The 18,436-nt window shown below is 69.0% G+C and carries 20 protein-coding genes; 11 read left to right on the top strand and 9 right to left on the bottom strand.

Going from position 1 to position 18,436, the window contains the following annotated elements:
* The 7 genes from pqqD to folK all read left to right on the top strand — a co-directional run.
* On the top strand, nucleotides 1–418 hold a 418-nt coding region (pqqD, locus tag WDW90_RS19330; RefSeq protein ID WP_336489070.1), incomplete at its 5' end, for a pyrroloquinoline quinone biosynthesis peptide chaperone PqqD.
* Nucleotides 415–1,560 (top strand): pyrroloquinoline quinone biosynthesis protein PqqE, encoded by a 1,146-nt coding sequence (gene pqqE, locus WDW90_RS19325; RefSeq protein WP_336489068.1) that lies wholly within the window; start codon nucleotides 415–417, stop codon nucleotides 1,558–1,560. The genes pqqD and pqqE, both read left to right, overlap by 4 nt.
* Nucleotides 1,557–2,273 (top strand): hypothetical protein, encoded by a 717-nt coding sequence (locus tag WDW90_RS19320; protein ID WP_336489067.1) that lies wholly within the window; start codon nucleotides 1,557–1,559, stop codon nucleotides 2,271–2,273. The genes pqqE and WDW90_RS19320 overlap by 4 nt, the downstream gene beginning before the upstream one ends.
* Complete coding sequence (locus tag WDW90_RS19315; protein ID WP_336489066.1) at nucleotides 2,254–2,622, top strand: hypothetical protein; 369 nt, start codon at nucleotides 2,254–2,256, stop codon at nucleotides 2,620–2,622. Before WDW90_RS19320 ends, WDW90_RS19315 begins: the two co-directional genes overlap by 20 nt.
* A 349-nt stretch (nucleotides 2,623–2,971) precedes the next feature.
* On the top strand, nucleotides 2,972–3,751 hold the full coding sequence (gene folP, locus WDW90_RS19310; RefSeq protein WP_336489082.1) for a dihydropteroate synthase: 780 nt from the start codon (nucleotides 2,972–2,974) through the stop codon (nucleotides 3,749–3,751).
* Nucleotides 3,748–4,137: a dihydroneopterin aldolase gene (gene folB / locus WDW90_RS19305; RefSeq protein ID WP_336489065.1), complete on the top strand. Its 390-nt coding sequence runs from the start codon at nucleotides 3,748–3,750 to the stop codon at nucleotides 4,135–4,137. The genes folP and folB overlap by 4 nt, the downstream gene beginning before the upstream one ends.
* Complete coding sequence (folK, locus tag WDW90_RS19300) at nucleotides 4,134–4,610, top strand: 2-amino-4-hydroxy-6-hydroxymethyldihydropteridine diphosphokinase (RefSeq protein ID WP_336489064.1); 477 nt, start codon at nucleotides 4,134–4,136, stop codon at nucleotides 4,608–4,610. The genes folB and folK overlap by 4 nt, the downstream gene beginning before the upstream one ends.
* A 160-nt stretch (nucleotides 4,611–4,770) precedes the next feature.
* Here folK and xoxJ read toward each other — a convergent pair whose 3' ends face one another.
* The 8 genes from xoxJ to WDW90_RS19260 all read right to left on the bottom strand — a co-directional run bounded on the left by xoxJ (nucleotide 4,771) and on the right by WDW90_RS19260 (nucleotide 13,794).
* Complete coding sequence (gene xoxJ / locus WDW90_RS19295; protein ID WP_431311078.1) at nucleotides 4,771–5,625, bottom strand: rare earth element methanol dehydrogenase accessory protein XoxJ; 855 nt, start codon at nucleotides 5,623–5,625, stop codon at nucleotides 4,771–4,773.
* On the bottom strand, nucleotides 5,625–6,236 hold the full coding sequence (locus WDW90_RS19290) for a c-type cytochrome, methanol metabolism-related (RefSeq protein WP_336489080.1): 612 nt from the start codon (nucleotides 6,234–6,236) through the stop codon (nucleotides 5,625–5,627). The genes xoxJ and WDW90_RS19290 overlap by 1 nt, the downstream gene beginning before the upstream one ends.
* A 139-nt stretch (nucleotides 6,237–6,375) precedes the next feature.
* Complete coding sequence (gene xoxF1, locus WDW90_RS19285) at nucleotides 6,376–8,178, bottom strand: lanthanide-dependent methanol dehydrogenase XoxF1 (protein WP_336489063.1); 1,803 nt, start codon at nucleotides 8,176–8,178, stop codon at nucleotides 6,376–6,378.
* A 665-nt stretch (nucleotides 8,179–8,843) separates the two neighbouring features.
* Nucleotides 8,844–11,054 (bottom strand): xanthine dehydrogenase family protein molybdopterin-binding subunit, encoded by a 2,211-nt coding sequence (locus WDW90_RS19280; protein ID WP_336489062.1) that lies wholly within the window; start codon nucleotides 11,052–11,054, stop codon nucleotides 8,844–8,846.
* A gap of 14 nt (nucleotides 11,055–11,068) precedes the next feature.
* A complete protein-coding gene (locus tag WDW90_RS19275; RefSeq protein ID WP_336489061.1) occupies nucleotides 11,069–11,539 on the bottom strand; it encodes a (2Fe-2S)-binding protein in 471 nt (156 codons plus the stop codon).
* Nucleotides 11,540–11,684: 145 nt separating this feature from the next.
* Nucleotides 11,685–11,972, bottom strand: coding sequence for a hypothetical protein (locus WDW90_RS19270; RefSeq protein ID WP_336489060.1), 288 nt, complete (start codon nucleotides 11,970–11,972; stop codon nucleotides 11,685–11,687).
* A 152-nt stretch (nucleotides 11,973–12,124) separates the two neighbouring features.
* Complete coding sequence (gene rnd, locus WDW90_RS19265) at nucleotides 12,125–13,279, bottom strand: ribonuclease D (RefSeq protein WP_336489059.1); 1,155 nt, start codon at nucleotides 13,277–13,279, stop codon at nucleotides 12,125–12,127.
* A gap of 83 nt (nucleotides 13,280–13,362) precedes the next feature.
* Nucleotides 13,363–13,794 (bottom strand): hypothetical protein, encoded by a 432-nt coding sequence (locus WDW90_RS19260; protein ID WP_336489058.1) that lies wholly within the window; start codon nucleotides 13,792–13,794, stop codon nucleotides 13,363–13,365.
* A 144-nt stretch (nucleotides 13,795–13,938) separates the two neighbouring features.
* On the opposite strand from WDW90_RS19260, the gene aspS reads away from it, so the two are divergent.
* From aspS to WDW90_RS19240, 4 genes are all read left to right on the top strand, one after another.
* Nucleotides 13,939–15,753: an aspartate--tRNA ligase gene (gene aspS, locus WDW90_RS19255; RefSeq protein WP_336489057.1), complete on the top strand. Its 1,815-nt coding sequence runs from the start codon at nucleotides 13,939–13,941 to the stop codon at nucleotides 15,751–15,753.
* A gap of 184 nt (nucleotides 15,754–15,937) precedes the next feature.
* The gene (locus WDW90_RS19250; protein ID WP_336489056.1) at nucleotides 15,938–16,810 is read left to right on the top strand and encodes a glycosyltransferase family 2 protein; all 873 of its coding nucleotides are present in this window, start codon (nucleotides 15,938–15,940) and stop codon (nucleotides 16,808–16,810) included.
* Nucleotides 16,807–17,883 carry an acyltransferase family protein gene (locus WDW90_RS19245; RefSeq protein ID WP_336489055.1) on the top strand — a complete coding sequence of 359 codons (1,077 nt, stop codon included), beginning with the start codon at nucleotides 16,807–16,809 and terminating at the stop codon, nucleotides 17,881–17,883. Before WDW90_RS19250 ends, WDW90_RS19245 begins: the two co-directional genes overlap by 4 nt.
* A complete protein-coding gene (locus WDW90_RS19240; RefSeq protein WP_336489054.1) occupies nucleotides 17,880–18,203 on the top strand; it encodes a hypothetical protein in 324 nt (107 codons plus the stop codon). Before WDW90_RS19245 ends, WDW90_RS19240 begins: the two co-directional genes overlap by 4 nt.
* Here WDW90_RS19240 and WDW90_RS19235 read toward each other — a convergent pair.
* Nucleotides 18,173–18,424: a DUF3297 family protein gene (locus tag WDW90_RS19235; RefSeq protein ID WP_336489053.1), complete on the bottom strand. Its 252-nt coding sequence runs from the start codon at nucleotides 18,422–18,424 to the stop codon at nucleotides 18,173–18,175. The genes WDW90_RS19240 and WDW90_RS19235 overlap by 31 nt on opposite strands.
* Between the last annotated feature and the right edge of the window lie 12 nt (nucleotides 18,425–18,436).

Below are 18,436 nucleotides of genomic sequence, written 5' to 3'. Positions count from 1 at the left end.
CTTCAAGTGCAATGTCCTCTGGACGCAGCTCGACGCGCTCTACTTCGCCTACGTGGCGCCGGGCATGATCCCGCCGGACGCCTGGACCCCCGGCATCGGTCTCGTGCCCGAGGCGCCCGGCGCGCCCCGGGCCGCCGGCACGGGCCGGATCGAGGCGGCCCATGCGCCGCGCCTGCCCCGCGGCGTGCGCATGCGCTTCGACGAGACGCGCCAGAAGCACGTCCTGCTCGCGCCCGAGCGCACCTTCGACCTCGACGACAACGCGGTGGCCGTGCTGAGCCTCGTCGACGGCAGCCGCACGGTCTCGGACATCGCGAACACGCTCGGCGAGACCTATGCCGCCGACCCGAAGCTGATCGAGGCCGACATTCTCGTGATGCTCAACGACCTCGCGACGAAGAGGGTGCTGGAGCGATGAACGCGATCACGCCGAGCCGCCAAGCGATTCCCGCCCCGGTCGGACTCCTGGCCGAGCTGACCCATCGCTGCCCCTTGCGCTGCCCCTATTGCTCGAACCCACTGGAGCTCGACCGCCGCTCGCGCGAACTCGATACGGCGACGTGGCAGCGGGTGCTGACGGAGGCCGCGGCGCTCGGCGTGCTGCATGTCCACCTCTCCGGCGGCGAGCCGACGGCCCGCAACGACATCGTCGAGATCACCGAGACCTGCGCCAAGCTCGGCCTCTACTCGAACCTGATCACCTCCGGGGTCGGCGGCGCGCTCGACAAGCTCCAGGCGCTCTACGACGTCGGCCTCGATCACGTGCAGCTCTCGGTCCAGGGCGTCGATGTGGCGAATGCCGAGAAGATCGGCGGCCTCAAGAACGCGCAGCCGCAGAAGCTGGCCTTCGCCGAGAAGGTGACGTCCCTCGGCCTGCCGCTGACCCTGAATTCCGTGATCCACCGCGGCAACATCCACGAGGTCGAGGGCTTCATCGACCTCGCGGTGAAGCTCGGCGCCAAGCGGCTCGAGGTGGCCCACACCCAGTATTACGGTTGGGCCTACGTGAACCGCGCCGCCCTGATGCCGAACAAGGCCGACGTCGACGCCTCGATCCGCATCGTCGAGGCCGCGCGCGAGCGCCTGAAGGGCCAATTGGTCATCGACCTCGTGGTGCCCGACTACTACGCGAAGTATCCCAAGGCCTGCGCGGGCGGCTGGGGCCGCAAGCTCATGAACGTCACGCCCCAGGGCAAGGTGCTGCCCTGCCACGCGGCCGAGACAATTTCGCAGCTTGAGTTCTGGTACGTCACGGATCATTCCCTCTCCGACATCTGGACGAACTCGCCGGCCTTCACGGCCTACCGGGGAACCGAGTGGATGCAGGAGCCCTGCCGCTCCTGCGACCGCCGGGAGAAGGACTGGGGCGGCTGCCGCTGCCAGGCGCTCGCGCTCGCGGGCGATGCGGCGGCGACCGACCCGGCCTGCTCCCTGTCGCCGCTCCACGCCAAGGTGCGGGCGCTGGCGGCCGAGGAGGCCGCCGAGAACCCGCCCGACTACGTCTATCGGACGATCGGCAGCAACGTCCGGTCGCCGCTCAAGGAGGAAGCACCGCTGTGAAGACCCTCGCGACCGCAGCCATCCTGGCGCTCGCCGGCACGGCCCTCGCCGCCGGCCCCGGCCGGGCGCAGACGGCTGCGCCGGCCGTCACCCGGGCCAATGCCGATGCGCCGCCGACCGCCGCCGACCTGCTCTTCGAGCAGCCGCAGATGAAGAACACGGCTCCCGGCTCGACGCTGACCTACGATTACCAGCGGCGCTCCGGCATCGCCAAGGGTCCGTTCGGGCCGCCGATGACCGACGAGATCAAGCTCCGGCTCGAGCCCGGCAAGAAGGCCGACGAGCGCACGATCAACGTCGAGATGTTCTCCGGGCAGAACCGCTTCCCGGCCGGCCCCTTCGAGGACATGCCGGGCAATCCCGTGATGACGCTGTTCCTCGAGCATCACCTCATCAACCTCGCGCGCGTGCTCGAGGCGAACCCGCGCTACCTCAAGAACGCCATCCGCAAAGGCCTGCGCGACAGGGCCACGGTGACGCCCACCAAGGTGACCTACCAGGGCCGGGAAGTCGACGGCTGGCGGGTCGAGACGAAGCCCTTCGAGGGCGACAAGCTTGCCGACCGCATGCGCGGCATGGCGAACATGACCTACACCTTCATCACGTCTCCGGCGGTGCCGGGCGAACTGGTCTCGATCGAGGCCCAGTCCAAGAATGCCGAGGGCGGCGAACTCCTCGAGGAGCGGTTGAGCTATGATCAGAAAGCTGGTTGAGCGCGGGGCGCTCGCGGCCTTCGCCCTCGCGGCGCTGGCCGCGCCGGGCTTCGCGGCCGCCGATCTCGAGAATGACTATCCGACCGAGGCACGGGCCGATTACGTCTTCGGCTGCATGGCGGCCAATGGCCAGACACGCGAGGCATTGCAGCGCTGCTCCTGCTCCCTCGACGCGCTCGCGGCGATCCTGTCCTACGAGAAGTACGTGCAGGCAAGCACCATCCTGTCCATGCGCCAGGGCATCGGCCAGCGCGCCAACGAGTTCAAGTCGACGAAGATCTTCGACGACAAGGTCGCGGATCTCCGCCGCGCCCAGGCCGAAGCGGAGATCCGCTGCTTCCGCGGCTGAGGGACGAGGTCGCGTCCCGGCCCGCGCGCGAGAGTGCAGGGACGCGCCGCGGCATTGGCGCAGGGTTCGGGGCGTTCGATGGGTCCGGCGCGGTCGAGGTGAGGCGGCGCAGAGTCGACAGGGCCCTCCGAGAGGCGCCGGGGTCGATGTGTGACCCTGCGGGCTCGCCGTTCAGGAGCGCCGCCTCAACGTCTCGCGATGACGGCGTTGCCTCGCAGCCCGCTTTCGTCCACATCCGGCCCATGCCGGGGCTCGACGCCCCACCAGCCGCAGGGCCCGCGTTCCAGTGAGCGACACAGCCGCCAATCTCGCCCGTCTGCTGCCGGATCTCGGCCGGCGAACGCTCGTCATGGGCATCCTCAACGTCACGCCGGATTCCTTCTCCGATGGCGGCCTCTTCGCCGGCGAGGACGCGGCCTCGGCTCAGGCCGAGCGTCTCGTGGCGGAGGGGGCCGCCCTCGTCGATGTCGGCGGCGAGTCGACCCGGCCCGGCCACACGCCTGTTCCGGCCGACGAGGAGCAGGCGCGCGTCCTGCCGGTGATCCGCAGCCTTGTCCCGCGCCTTCCCGTCCCGATCTCGATCGATACCTACAAGGCCGCGACCGCGGACGCCGCGCTGAAGGCCGGTGCCCGCATCGTCAACGATGTCTGGGGCCTGCAGCGGGAGCCCGACATCGCCCGGGTGGCGGCCGAGCACGGCGCCCCCGTGATCGTGATGCACAACCGCGAGGCGATCGACGCGAGCCTCGACATCGTTGCCGACATGCGCCGCTTCTTCGAGCGCTCTCTCGACATCGCGCGCCGCGCCGGCATCCCGGAGGCCGACATCGTGCTCGACCCGGGCATCGGCTTCGGCAAGAGCTGGGAGCAGCATCTCGAGGCCCTGCGGCGCCTGCCCGAGATCCGGGCGCTCGGCTTCCCGCTCCTCGTCGGCGTCTCGCGCAAGTCGCTCCTCGGGCGCTTGCACGACCGCGATACCAAGCCCGCCGATCGGCTCTACGGCTCGATCGCGAGCCATGTCCTCGCCGCGACCCTCGGGGCCGACATCGTGCGGGTGCACGACGTCTCCGCCCATGTCGACGCGATGCGGGTCGTCGACGCGGTGATGCGGCCGGACATCCGCCGATGAGCGACCGCATCCTCGTCCAGCGCATCGCGGTCTTCGCTCATCACGGCCTGCTGCCGGAGGAGGCGCGTCTCGGTCAGCGTTTCTACATCTCCCTCGATTGCGGCCTCGACCTCGCCGAGGCCGGCCGCTCGGACGACGTCGCCCGGACCGTCAGCTACGCGGATCTCACCGAGATCGTGGTGGAGATCGCGACCCAACGGCGCTTCGCCCTGATCGAGGCCCTGGCGGAGGCGATCGCCGGCGCCTGTCTCGATCGCTTCGCCCTGTTGCGAACGATCACCGTGCGCGTCGACAAGCCGAGCGCTCCCGTGCCCGCGCTGATCGACGGCGTCAGCATCGCGATCACCCGTGGCCGCGACGGGCAGCCCCTTCAGGCAGGCTTATGACCCAGGCTTATCTCGGGCTCGGCAGCAATATCGGCGACAAGGCCGCGATGCTGGACGCGGCTGTCGAAGGGCTCGCGGCAAGGCCGGGCATCCTGGTGACCGCCCGCTCCGCCGCCTACCGCACGCCGCCCTGGGGCGACACCGATCAGGACTGGTTCCTGAACGCGGCGCTCGGCGTCGAGACGGACCTGAGCCCGCATGGCCTCCTCGAGGCGTGCCTGTCCGTCGAGACCGCGCTCGGGCGCGTCCGCGCACGCCGCTGGGGGCCGCGCGTGATCGACATCGACGTGCTGCATTATGCGGGCGCCGAGGTCTCGGATGAGCGCCTCGTCCTGCCCCACCGCTTCGTGCGCGAGCGCGCCTTCGTGCTGGTGCCGCTCGCCGAGATTGCCCCGGATCTCGTCATCGGCGGCGAGACGGTGAGCGAGGCCCTGTCCAGGCTCGATGCGAGCGGAATCGTGCGCTTCCCCTGATCTCCGGATCGCGGAGAACGCTCCGATTCTCACGGCGTCGCAGCGCCCATCGTCGAACCGGCGGCCACTTCAGCAGATAACGCTCTGGAGCCGGCGCGGGACGCGTGCCCGGCAGGCCGACCCGACGCGGGACAGGGGCGGCCTGAGGCCCGCGTCCGGCTCACGGCTTCGACGCTTCGAGCAACCTGTTCTCCTCCTCTTGGAGAAGGGGGACCTGATAGTCACGCAGCACCTGCTCGATGTCGGCTCGACGCTTGCGCAGGATCGTGTTGAGCGTCCGCTTCCAGTCGTTCTCCTCGTGCCGCACGCCCATCGAGATGCGGAAGACGAGCGACGGGCGATCGGGCTCCTGCAGAAGCGGCACCACGTCCATCTCCGTCCCGCTCTGCTTGGCGAGCCAACCCGCGGCCGGACCCCACAGGATCGCCGCGTCGAGTTTTTTGTCGGCGAGGTCGGCGATCACCTCCGCGGCGACCGTCTGATGCTTGCGGGACGGATCGAGCTGATAGGGGGCGTAGGCCTTCATCGTGCCGACGAGGCCGAGATCGCCCATCCGGCTCACCGGTGGCGTGCCGGCGATGACGCCGATGGCCTTGCCCTTGAGCTTGGGATCGTCGAGGCGCACCACGCCGGCGAGGTCGCCCTTGCGCGAGACCAGCGTGTAGGCGGAGCGGTAATACGGGTTCGTGTTCTGAACGAGCTCGGCGCCCGAAGCCGACCCGATGATGACGTCGCAGAGGCCGGTGCCCAGGGTGTTCCGGACGAAGCCGGGGCCCTGGGTCAACCAGTAGTAGCGGAGCTTCACCTTGAGCTCGTCCGCGACGATCGCCGCGATCCTGTTCTCGAAGCCGTCCTCCTTGCGCTCGGAGAACGGCATGTTGCCCGGGTCGCCGCAGACGCGCAGGACGTCCGTCGTGACGAGGTCGGGCAGGTGCTGCGCGGCGGCATCGCGCATTCCTGCCGAGATCGGCAGGAATGCGAGCGTGGCAGCGAGAAGCCGGCCGGGGCGCATCATCAACCGCCCAGGCACTCCTTCTCGGCCTTCTTGGCGGCCTCGGGCTTGTCTTCCTTGTCGTTGGGCCGGATGCGGCCCATCGCGCCGGCGGCGCGCGCCTTCAGGTAGACGTAGAGGTCGTCGGCGTAGCACATGACGTTCTTGTTATCGCCGAAGGCCGGCATGACCTTCTGCTCCGAGGCGCTCACATCCTGCTTGCCGCCGGCCAGGATGCCGATGAACTCCTCGTAGGAGAGGTGCTTCAGCGAGTCCTTGAGTGCGGGCGCATAGGTCGAGCCCATGCCGTCCGGACCGTGACAGACGTGGCACTCGGCGTGATAGCGGCGGTATCCCGAATAGGCGTACCAGTCGAACTTCTTGCCGTTCTCGGTGACATGAAAGGTGGGATGACCTTCGGCATCGAAATACTTGCCGTCCTCGACCTTTACCGCGGCATCCTTGGCGAGAAGCTTCTCGTCTTTCTCCGCGGTCTTGTCGTCGGGATTCAGCGAGTTGGCGAGGGACTTGTCGGCGGGCTTGGCATCCTCAGCATATACGGCAACCGCGGAGACGGTCGCTAGGGCGAGGGCGGCCACGAACGGCCGCAGAACGGTTTTGCTGAGGTAATGCAACTGACGTTTCTCCCTGAGACACCCGGCCGGACCGGGATTCAAGCCCAGCCGCTTCCTTCTTCCACGACATCTAAATCATAAGGATGCCGGCGCGGAAACCCGCGCCGGCACCCGAAGTTTGCTGATCTCCTGCGACCGATTAGTTCGGCAGCGCGAAGACGGTCAGCTGACCACCGAGGTTGGTGTAGTTCGTCAGGGCCGCGTAGCCGCCGACCGCGCCGAGACCGGCATTCGGATCGGTGAGGCCAGCCGCGAGGCCGATGCCGGCCCAGCCACCAACACCCGACAGGATGCCGACGTACTGCTTGCCCTTGTGGCTGTAGGTCATCACGTTGCCGATGATGCCCGACGGGGTCTTGAACTTGTAGAGTTCCTTACCCGACTTGGAGTCGACGGCCTTCAGGTAGCCTTCCAGCGTGCCGTAGAAGACCACGTCGCCGGCGGTGGCAAGAGCGCCCGACCACACCGAGAACTGCTCGGGGTTCGACCACTTGATCTTACCGTTCACGCCGTCCCAGGCGATGAAGTTACCCATGCCGCCATGGCTGTTGGGGGCGGGGTACATCGACAGGGTCGCGCCGACATAGGGCTGGCCCGGGGTGTAGGACACCTTGAAGGGCTCGTAGTCCATGCAGACGTGGTTGGTGGGCACGTAGAACAGCTGGGTCTTCGGCGAGTAGGCCGCGGGCTGCTGGTCCTTCGTGCCGAGAGCCGCCGGGCAGATGCCCTTCGAGTTCACGTCCTCGCCGTTCTGCTCGGTCGAGTACTTCGACACGACCAGCGGACGGCCGAAGTTCTTCGAGCCCTTGTCCATGTCGACCTTGGTGGCCCAGTTCACGGCCGGATCGTACTTCTCGGCGACGAGGAGTTCGCCGGTGGCGCGATCGAGGGTGTAGCCGAAGCCGTTGCGGTCGAAGTGGGTGAGCAGCGGACGATCCTTGCCGTCAACCTTCTGATCCGTGAGGATCATCTCGTTGATGCCGTCGTAGTCCCACTCGTCGTGCGGGGTCATCTGGTAGACCCACTTGGCCATGCCGGTGTCGGGGTTGCGCGCCCAGATCGTCATGGACCACTTGTTGTCGCCCGGACGCTGCTTCGGGTTCCAGGTCGAGGGGTTGCCCGAGCCGTAATAGACCAGGTCGAGCTTCGGGTCGTAGGAGTACCAACCCCAGGTGCAGCCGCCGCCGGTCTTCCACTGATCGCCTTCCCAGGTCTTCAGCGAGGAATCCTTGCCGACCGGCTTGCCGAGCGCGGTGGTCTTCTCGGGATCGACCAGCATCTGGTCGTCCGGACCCATCGAGTAGCCGCGCCACACCTTCTTGCCCGACTTCAGGTCATAGGCGGTGACGTGGCACTGCACGCCGAACTCGCCGCCCGAGATGCCGACGATGACCTTGTCCTTGACCGGCAGAACCGTCGCGGTGTTGGTCTCGCCCTTCTTCGGGTCGCCGTTGACGACCGACCAGTTGACCTTGCCGGTCTTGGCGTCGAGCGACACGAGGGTGGTGTCGGCCTGGTGCAGGAGGATGGCGCCGTCGGCATAGGCCAGGCCACGGTTGACCGTGTCGCAGCACATCACCGGGATGACGCTCGGATCCTGCTTGGGCTCGTACTTCCACGCGATCTTGCCGTCGTGGTCGAGATCGAGCGCGTAGACGATGTTCGGGAAGGGCGTGTGGACGTACATCATGTTGCCGATCACGAGGGGAGCGCCCTCGTGGCCGCGCAGCACGCCGGTCGAGAAGGTCCAGGCGACCTGGAGGTTCTTGACGTTGCCCGCGTTGATCTGGTCGAGCTTCGAGTAACGGGTGTTGGCGTAATCAACCGTCTGAAGCGCCTGCTCGGCCGGGTTGTTGAGGTGCTTCATCAGTTCTTCGTTGGCCAGCGCCGGCGTGGCAACCGCCAGGCCTGCACCGAGTGCGAGAAGATGGACCGCTCTCATGGATTCCTCCGACAGGTCTTAGAGTCTTCTCCCGCAATCGGCAGATTACGTAAGAATACCTGACCTGTTGTTTGCGACAGGGATCGAAGCGCTTCGGTAGCGGGCGAGGTTTTCGTGTGCCGCGAGAGCACCGAGCCAGAAGCCGCCATCCCTTTAGCGGCCCCCTCGAAACCGAAGCTTGAACGAACTCTAAGAAAAATTTGGCCGCCGTCAACTCGCTTCGGATGATCCAAAACCGATCGCGATCAAGTCCTGGTGACCGCGCGATCAGGGTTAACCGGATCCCAATCCAGCGAACATCCGTTGTGCGATGCAATATCGAAGTCGAGCCTGTGGAAAATACTTTTCGGCGCCGGCGCCCGGGATCATGCCTCGCGTGCATGGTCCCGGACTTCTTGAAGGAATGTCATGCGTTGGCGACGGTCGTCGCGAGGATTTGGCGCGTGCCGCGCTCATCCGGTGGGCAGAGCCGATATGCGCAGTGCAAAATGGTCAAGCTTGCCCGGGGTGCCGACCCCGAAGGATTCGGGGGCCTGACGCGCCGGATGCGCACAATCCTGTTGCGTCTGCGCTTTCTCGCCGCATGCGACATCTCAGTAGTCTGGTTGTGGATTCGGCCTCCCTGCACCCCTGAAGTGAGGCGGCTACGCCGAGAATCGCCCCTGTCAGGTCCGCTGCAGGCCGGCCTTGACCTTGTCGGGCGTGAACGGGACCGAGCGCAGCCGCAGGCCGGTCGCGTCGAACACCGCGTTCGAGATCGCCGAAGGAACGATGGCCGCGGAGGGCTCGCCCGCACCCCAGGGCTTGTCCCGGGGCCGGTCGATCAGATCGATCACCACGTCGGGCACCTCGGCAAAGGTGAGGATCGGGTAGCTCGCCCAGTCGAGGCTGGTCACGCGGGCGCGGTCGAAGGTCACGGCCTCCTTGAGGGTGCGGCTCACCGTCTGGAGCATGTTGCCCTCGATCTGGTTGCGCACCCCGTCCGGGTTGATGACCTGACCGCAATCCTGGACGACCGTGATGCGCGTCACCCGGATCGCGCCGCTCGCCCGCTCGACCTCGACCTCCGCCACCGCGGCCACGTAGGTCCGGTAGAGCTCGTACTTCACGTAGGAGAGTCCGCGCCCTCTCATCACGTCGCCGCCTTGCGCCCGCGGCGAGGGCCGGGGCTCCCAGCCGGCGAGCTCGGCCGCCCGCCGGAGGACCGCGACGCCGCGCTCGTCCTTCAGGGCGCGCAGGCGGTAGTCGAGCGGATCGGCGCCTGCCGCCGCGGCGAGCTCGTCGAGGAAAGCCTCGTTCGCGAAGGTGTTTTGCATCCGCCCCGGCGTCCGGATCCAGGACGGTCGCAGGGGCGTCTCGGCGAGCCTGTGGCAGACCGTTCGGACGTTGGGGAAGGCGTAGGGAATGCCGGAATTCTGGATGACGTTGCCCGGCGCGTAGCTGGTCTCGTGCGGCAGGCCGGCGAGGTCGGCCGCCACCAGCGGCACGTTGCCGGCCGCGCCTTCCGGGACGAAGAACGTGGAGGCCCATGCGGCGACGTTGCCGTCGGGATCGAGGCTCGCCTCAAGGTCGATCAGGGTCGGGGGTCCCTTCGGGTCCCAGCCATGCTCGTCGGCCCGGGACCATTGCACCCGCACCGGGTGGCCGACCGCGCGCGAGAGGAGCGCCGCGTCGCCCGCCGCGTCCTCGTGGCCGTTGCGGCCGTAGCAGCCCGAGCCCTCGATGTAGATGCAGCGCACGTCGTCCGCCGGCAGCCCCATCATGGCCGCGAGCTGGCCGCGCAGGGCATGTGTCATCTGCGACGCGGTCCAGACGCTGAGCCGGCCCTCGCTCATCATGGCGACGGCGCAGGAGGGGCCGATCGAACCGTGGGTGTGGATGGCGAAGTCGTAGGTCGCCTTGAGCCGCCTGTCGGCGCCGTTCAGCGCGGCCGGGGCGTCACCGACATTCATCGTGACGTCGTCCTTGGTGACGCGCGTCGCGCGCACGTAGTCCCAGAGGCGGCCCTGCTCGGGCAGAATCTCCGAGGCGGACCATTGCGCCGAGAGCTGCTTGGCGGCCTTGATGGCGGCCCACTCGGTGCGGGCCACCACGCCGAGGAAGTTGCCCTCGCGCACGATCCGGATGAGCCCCGCCACGTCCCGCACCGAGGCCTCGTCGACGCCCTGGAGCTGAGCGCCGATCGCCGGCGGGCGCACGACGCGCCCGTGCAGCATCCCGGGCAGCCGGAAATCCTGCATGTAGGCGAAGCGGCCCGAAATCTTGTCGGGAATGTCGAGGCGGGCCACCGACTGCCCGACGAGGCTGAACGTCGCGGGATCCTTCGTGACGACGGCCTTGTCGAGCTTGAGCGAGAAGCGGCCGTCCTTAAGGAGGTCGGCATACGCGATGCCGGCGCCGCCTGCCTGCGGCCGTACCGTGCCGTCCCGGGTCTCGAGCGCCTCGGGCTTCTGTCCGAGACGCTCGGCGGCGAGCGCGACGAGATGGCGCCGGGCGGTCGCCGCCGCGAGCCGGATCTGCATGCCGCCGTTCTGGATCGAGAGGCTGCCGTAGGTCGGGCCCTGGTCGGGGGTCAGCGCGGTGTCGCCCTGCACGAGGGCGACGTGGTCGAGGGGCAGGTCGAGTTCCTCGGCCGCCATCTGCGTCAGCGCGGTGCGCACGCCGGTGCCGAGATCGACCTTGCCGGAATAGATGGTGGCGCGCCCGTCCCGCGACAGGGCCAGATAGGCGTCGACCTCGTCGGGCGAGACCGATTTCGAGGGCGCGGTCGGCGAGGCCGCGGACCCGGCATCCGGCCGGATGCCGGACAGCGCGAACCCGACCACGATGGCGCTGCCCCTGAGGATGGCACGGCGGGAAAGGCTCGTCTCGCTCATCGTCCCCTCCCCGCTCACAGGCTCGCGGCGGCGCGCCTGACCGCGCGCACGATCCGCAGATGGGTGCCGCAGCGGCAGAGATTGCCGGCGAGCGCCTGCCTGATCTCATCGTCGCCCGGGTTCGGATTCTGCGCCAGCAGAGCGGCCGACTGCATGATCATTCCGTTGATGCAGTAGCCGCACTGGGCCGCCTGCTCGGCCACGAAGGCCGCCTGCACGGGGTGCATCTCGCCGTTCGCCGCGAGCCCTTCGAGGGTGGTGATCTTCTGGCCTGGCTGCAGGGACGAGAGCGGCGTCACGCACGAGCGCACGGCCTGGCCGTCGACATGCACCGTGCAGGCGCCGCACTGGCCGAGGCCGCAACCGAAGCGGGGCCCGCGCAGGTCCATGTCGTTGCGCAGGACGTAGAGCAGCGGGATGTCCGGGTCGTCGGGAGACAGGGCCAGGCCGCGGCCGTTCACGGTGAGGGAAACGGGCTTGCCCATGGCGGCTCCTGGGGACCAACTGAATACAAGTCGCGCCAGGAGGATAGAGACCCGATCGAACCCGGGGTCAACCGGCCCGGATCCCGGAGCTTTTGCCGCCCGCTTGGATCGTAACCCGGGTCCGGCGCACAGAGCAGTGCGCGTCTCAGTAGACCGGGACCGCGCCAGTGCTCTCGAACTCGGCGACATCGCCCACGAGATCGGTCATCGAGATCTCGATGCGGCGTCCGTTCTTGAGGCGCAGGACCGAGTCCGGCTCCAGCCAGATCGGGCGCAGGCCGGCATGGCTGCCGACGAGGCTGCCATGGGCGACGACGATGCCCTGGCGACGCTCGATCACGACCCTGTAGCGCACCCGGACGGGCGCGCAGCCCTGGGCCGAGACGTGGCCGCGGCCGGTCAGCGTCTGCAGGACTTCGTTGGGCTCGTACATCGGTTGTGGGGATACGCGGGCGGGTGCGGGATATTCCGGCAAGCAATTTGCCGTTTAATCCCGACCGGCGCCACTGTCACCGTTCGTTGACAGCCAAACCCCTTCAAACCGGCAGGCTTGTCGCGCGGCCCACCCGAACGTGCCCGGTCCCGTCAGGGCAGGTCGCGCACCACCACGCGGCCGCGCTCCGCGGAGAGCGCGAGGCGGCCGCTCTTCAGCGCCAGCGCCTTCTCGCCGAAGAGGCTGCGGCGCCAGCCGTGCAGCACCGGCACGTCGGCCTCGTCGTCGTCCGCGATCGCCTCCAGATCGTCCACGGTCGCGATGATCTTGGGAGCGACGCCCTCCGTCTCGCAGACCGCCTTCAGCAGGACCTTGAGAAGCTCGACGATGGCGCCGTTGCCGCCGCCGCGACCGCGGCTGCGTTCCGGCATCGCGATGTCGGCGGTATCCCGTGCGAAGCCCCGCTCGACCGCGGCCAGGATCTCGGCGCCCGTGCGCGAGCGCTCGAAGCCGGCCGGGATCGTGCGGAGGCGTCCCAGTGCCTCGACGCTGCGGGGCGCGGCGGTGGCGACGTCGATCACGGCCTCGTCCTTGAGGATGCGCCCGCGCGGCACGTTCCGGCCCTGCGCCTCGCGCTCGCGCCAGGCGGCGACCTCCATCAGGACGGCGATCTCGCGCGGCTTGCGCATCCGCCCCGAGAGGCGGCGCCAGGCCTGAGCGGGATCGGCCCGGTAGGTCTCCGGCGAGGTGAGCACGCCCATCTCTTCGTCGAGCCAGGCGCCGCGGTCGGTCTTGAGGAGCTGTCCGGCCAGCACCTCGTAGATCTTCACGAGGTGGGTCACGTCCGAGAGGGCGTAGGCGAGCTGCGCATCCGAGAGGGGACGACGCGACCAATCGGTGAAGCGCGAGGACTTGTCGATCTTGGCCTTGGCGACGTCGTTGACGAGCTGCTCGTAGGAGACGGAATCGCCGTAACCGCACACCATGGCGGCGACCTGCGTGTCGAAGAACGGGTGCGGCAGCACCTCGCCCATGAGCCAGATGATCTCCAGGTCCTGTCGCGCCGAGTGGAACACTTTCACGACGCCCTCGTCGGCCATGAGGTCGAGGAAAGGCTTGAGGTCGATCTGCGGCGAGAGCGGGTCGACCAGCACCGCGCTGCCGTCCGGACCCGCCATCTGAATCAGGCAGAGCTTCGGATAGTAGGTGGTCTCGCGCATGAATTCCGTGTCGACCGTCACGAAAGCTTGGGCGGCGAGACGGGCGCAGGCATCGGCCAGCGCCGGCGTTGTGGCAATCAGATCCATGCAGCCGGCTATACCGAAGGTTTCGCGCGAAAGGGAGACGAGAGCGGGAAAGTCAGCGATCTATCCGCGCTGTACCCAGCCATTCAGGCCGCGCTCTTCACGCCGGCATGGCGCCGGGCGCGCACCAGCCTGCGGGCCTCGGCGGCGCGCGTCCGCCGCTGGTCCTCGGCGCGGGCGAGGAGAAGGTCGAGGATGCCGGCCTCGACCCGCTGGCCTGTGACCCCGTCGGTGAGGCGCCGGATGCGGTCGACCCGGAAGCCACGGTAGCCGCCGCGCCCGCGGTCGATGCCGCCGATGAGCGTGCGTCCGGGCCCGAGCTTCAGCTCGCGCGCCTGCAGCGTCCGGGCGCTCCAGGCGCCCCGGCCGTCCTCGTAGACGAGCTCGAACGTACCCTCGAGGGGCAGGACGCGCCACGCACCCTCCTGGCGCTCGGCCGTGTCCTGCGGCGCACCGGCGGCCTCGGAAGCCGGTCCGACCGGACCCGCGTCGTGAGCAAAAAAAGCGTGAAAGTTCATAGGACTTATATGGGTGGGCGGCCGTCTTTCCGGAAGGCCCTGGTCGCGCGCGCGGGCGCATTTCGAAATGCCGACCCGGGCGCCGCGCTTGACTTCACGCCCCTCGCGTGAATGGTGCCGGCCTCCCACCCGAAGAAGTCCGCCATGCACCGTTATCGATCCCATACCTGTGGGCAGCTCCGCCCGTCCGACGTCGGCGGAACCGTCCGCCTGTCCGGCTGGTGCCACCGCATCCGCGACCACGGCGGCGTCCTCTTCATCGACCTGCGCGACCATTACGGCCTGACGCAATGCGTGGTGGACTCGGATTCCAAGGCCTTCCCGGCGGCGGAGGCCGTGCGCTCCGAGTGGGTCATCCGCATCGACGGCCGCGTGCGCACGCGGCCCGCCGGAACCGAGAACCCGGACCTGCCGACCGGTGCCGTCGAGGTCTATATCGACGAGCTCGAGGTGCTGGGCGCGGCCGCCGAATTGCCGCTGCCCGTCTTCGGCGATCAGGAATATCCGGAGGAGACGCGGCTGAAGTACCGCTTCCTCGACCTGCGCCGCGAGAAGCTGCACGCCAACATCATGAAGCGCGGCGCGATCATCGACTCGCTCCGCCGCCGCATGCGGGACGGCGGCTTCTTCGAGTTCCAGACGCCGATCCTCACGGCGTCGTCGCCCGAGGGCGCGCGCGACTACCTCGTGCCCTCGCGCGTGCATCCGGGCAAGTTCTACGCGCTGCCGCAGGCGCCGCAGCAGTTCAAGCAGCTCACGATGATCGCGGGCTTCGACCGCTACTTCCAGATCGCGCCCTGTTTTCGCGATGAAGATGCCCGCGCCGACCGCTCGCCGGGCGAGTTCTACCAGCTCGACATCGAGATGAGCTTCGTGACGCAGGAGGACGTGTTCCGGGCGGTGGAGCCGGTGCTCCGCGGCGTCTTCGAGGAATTCGCCGACGGCAAGCGCGTCACGAAGGAGTTCCCGCGCATCACCTACGCGGACGCCATGATGCGGTACGGCGTCGACAAGCCGGACCTGAGGAACCCTCTCGTCATCGCCGACGTCACCGAGGAGTTCGGCGACGACGCGGTCGAGTTCAAGGCGTTCAAGGGCGTCATCGGGTCGGGCGGCGTGGTGCGGGCGATCCCGGCGACCGGCGCGGCCTCCCAGCCCCGCTCGTTCTTCGACAAGCTCAACGACTGGGCCCGCTCCGAAGGGGCGCCGGGTCTCGGCTACGTGGTGTTCGAGGACGAGGGCGGGCAGCTCACCGGCAAGGGCCCGATCGCGAAGTTCATCCCCGCCGCGATCCAGGCGCGCATCGCCGAGAAGGCGGGCGTCCGGGCGGGCGACGCGGTGTTCTTCTCCGCCGGCCCGGAGGCGAAGGCGGCGGCACTCGCCGGCAAGGCCCGCATCCGCATCGGCGACGAGCTGAACCTGTCGGACAAGGACCAGTACGCCTTCTGCTGGATCACCGACTTCCCGATGTACGAGTGGAACGAGGACGAGAAGCGGATCGACTTCTCGCACAACCCGTTCTCGATGCCGAACTTCGACCACGAGGCCTTCCTGAAGCTCGGGGCCGAGGACGAGGCGACGATCCTCGGGATCAAGGCCTTCCAGTACGACATCGTCTGCAACGGCACCGAATTGTCCTCGGGCGCGATCCGGAATCACAAGCCCGAGATCATGGAGAAGGCCTTCGGGCTCGCGGGCTACGGCGCCGACGTGCTGGAGGCGAAGTTCGGCGGCATGCTGAATGCGCTGCGGCTCGGCGCCCCGCCCCACGGCGGCATCGCGCCCGGCGTCGACCGCATCGTCATGCTCCTGTGCAACGAGCCGAACATCCGCGAGGTCGTGCTCTACCCGATGAACCAGCGGGCCGAGGATCTCATGATGGGTGCGCCCTCCGAGGCGACCCCCAAGCAGCTGCGCGAACTTCACATTCGTCTCAACCTGCCCGAGAAGAAGGCCTGAGGTCCTGCCCGGGCCGCAGGGAAGTCCCGCTGCATCCGGGTCATACGAGGCGACCTTGCAGCCGGCGGGACCGCGGTGGCCTCGGCGCCGACCCCGACCCGGCCTTCAGCGATGGCCGCCTCGCTGACAGCACCTCGGGCTTAACGAGACACTGGCCCGGGGCCGCCGGGCGCTGGGAGACACCGTGCCGAGCCTTGTCGCCGTCGTCGTCGCGCATGACAGCGCCGAGGCTCTGCCGGCCTGCCTCGCCGCGCTCGCCGCCGAGCACGTGCCGGCCATCGTCGTCGACAATGCGAGCCGCGACGGCTCCGCCGCGCTCGCGCAGGCGGCGGGCGCGCAGGTGGTCCGCAACCTCCGCAACGAGGGCTACGGGCGGGCGAACAACATCGGGGTGCGGGTCGCCGAGCGCGCAGCCCACATCCTCATCCTCAATCCCGACGTCGAGCTGCGGCCCGGGGCCGTGGACGCGCTGCTCGCCGCGTCCGAGGCCTATCCCGATGCCGGCCTCTACGCTCCGCGCCTCGTCGAGCCGGACGGGCGCTTCTTCTACCAGCCCCGCTCGCTGCTGGCCCCGTACCTGACGAATCCGAAGGGCCGGCTCGCCCTGCCGGAGGGCGATGCCTGCGCGCCCTTCCTGTCGGGCGCCTGCCTGATGATGCGGCGCGAGCTGTTCCTCGAACTCGGCGGCTTCGACGAGAACATCTTCCTGTTCTACGAGGACGACGATCTCTGCCGCCGGGTCGCCGATGCCGGCCAGGCCCTCATCCATGTCCACGGCGCCATGGCTTCGCACGGGCGCGGACGCTCCTCGGCACCCGAGCGCGGCCGCATCTTCCGCACCCGCTGGCACCAGGCCTGGTCGCGCGCCTATGTCAGCCGCAAGTACGGGCTCCCCGACCCGAGCCCGGTCACGCTCGCGGTGAACGGTGCCAAAGCGGTCCTGTCGGCTCTCGCCTTCCGGCGTTCGGGCCGCGAGCGCTACGGCGGGTCGGCGGCGGGCGCGCTCGCGGCCCTGCGCAGGCGCAGCGCGCTCGCCCGGGAGGGGCTCGACCCGTGAAGGCGCCGACGATCGCCGAGGCCCTGGCGCGCCCGCACAACGCCTTCTCGGCCGTGCGCCTCGCGCTCGCCGGCGCGGTCGTTGTCTCGCACGCCTACAGCGTGACGACCGGGGACGCCTCGGCCGAGCCGCTCGCCCGCGCGACCGGCTTCACGCTCGGCGAGCATGCCGTGAACGGCTTCTTCGCGATCTCGGGCTTCCTCGTCACCATGAGCTTCGACCGGCGCGGCGCCCGGGACTACGTCCTCGCGCGGACGCTGCGCATCCTGCCGGGCCTCGTCGCGGCCACGCTCCTCGTCGCGCTGCTGCTCGGGGGGGCGATGAGCGTCCTGCCACTGTCCGAGTACCTGCGCGAGGCGGAGCTCTGGCGCTTCATCCGCGGCACCCTGACGACCTTCAAGAGCAATGCCGCCCTGCCGGGCGTCTTCCCGGACAACCCCTACCGCAGCCCGCTCGGCACGGTCTGGACCCTCAAGTACGAGGTGCTGTGCTATCTCGGCGTGCTGGTCGCGGGAGGGCTCGGCCTGTTCCGGCGGCCGACGGCGGTGCTGCTCCTGACGATCGGATTCGCCGTCGCATTGCTGGTTGCCGACGCGACCCATGCCGAGCTGCCGAAGGGGATCGAGACGAGCCTGCGCCTGCCGCTGATCTTCTCGGGCGGGGCCGCCCTCTATCTCTGGCGCGGGCGCCTGCGCCTGCGGACGCTGCCGCTGCTCGTCCTGGCGCTCGCCTGCGCGCTGGCGCAGGGCACCGCCCTCTACCGGACCCTGCTGTTCCTCGCCGAAGCCTACGGCGCCCTGTGGCTCTGCCTCGCGCCGTTCCTGGCGCGCGCGGCCTTCGATCCGCCGGCCGACCTGTCCTACGGCACCTATCTCTACGGCTGGCCGATCCAGCAGAGCCTGCACGCCCTGTGGCCCGCGGCGTCCGCGACCCTGCTGCTCGGGCCGGCGCTGCTGCTGACGGCGCTCGTTGCGGCGGTCTCCTGGTACGCGGTCGAGGCGCCGGCCCTGCGGCTGAAGGCACGGGCACTCGGACGGCGCACCCTCAACACGATCGAGCCGGCCGGGCCGTGAGCGCCCTCCCTCCGGCGGCGGCGCTCGCCCGCGCCGTCCGGCTCCTGAGCGCGCAGGGTTTTCGCGAGACCGCCCGCAACGCGCGCGGCGACAGCGTCTATCTCCGCCCGGAGGGCTGCGCCTACGCGCTGCGGGTCTCGAACCACGCCCGCACGCCCAGGCAGCGGCGCAACCACCCGGAGGCGATCGTCAGCCTGGTGATCCGCTCGACGCGGACGGAGGCCCAAGTCGCCGCCCTGGCAGCGGCGGCCGCCCGGGATTTCGCTGCCGCGCGGGCGCGAGCCGAGGTTCAGGACGCGGAGGCGTCATCGCGAAAATAGGGCTCGACCGGCCCCTTCAGCTTCACGGTCATCGGGTTGCCGGCGCGGTCGAGTGTCTTGCCGGCCGAGAGCCTGACCCAGCCTTCGCTGACGCAATATTCCTCGACATTGGTCTTCTCGACGCCCTTGAAGCGCACCCCGACGCCCCGCTCGAGCGCCTTCTCGTCGTAGAACGGGCTGTTCGGGTTCACCGCGAGGCGGTCGGGCGGGGTGTCGGGCATCGGGCAGGCCTT

The sequence above is a fragment of the Methylobacterium nigriterrae genome, from assembly GCF_037106235.1.
In the GTDB taxonomy this organism is placed as follows: domain Bacteria; phylum Pseudomonadota; class Alphaproteobacteria; order Rhizobiales; family Beijerinckiaceae; genus Methylobacterium; species Methylobacterium nigriterrae.
The sequence above is the reverse complement of the archived record's forward strand: the minus strand, read 5'-3'. Positions and strand labels throughout refer to the sequence as shown.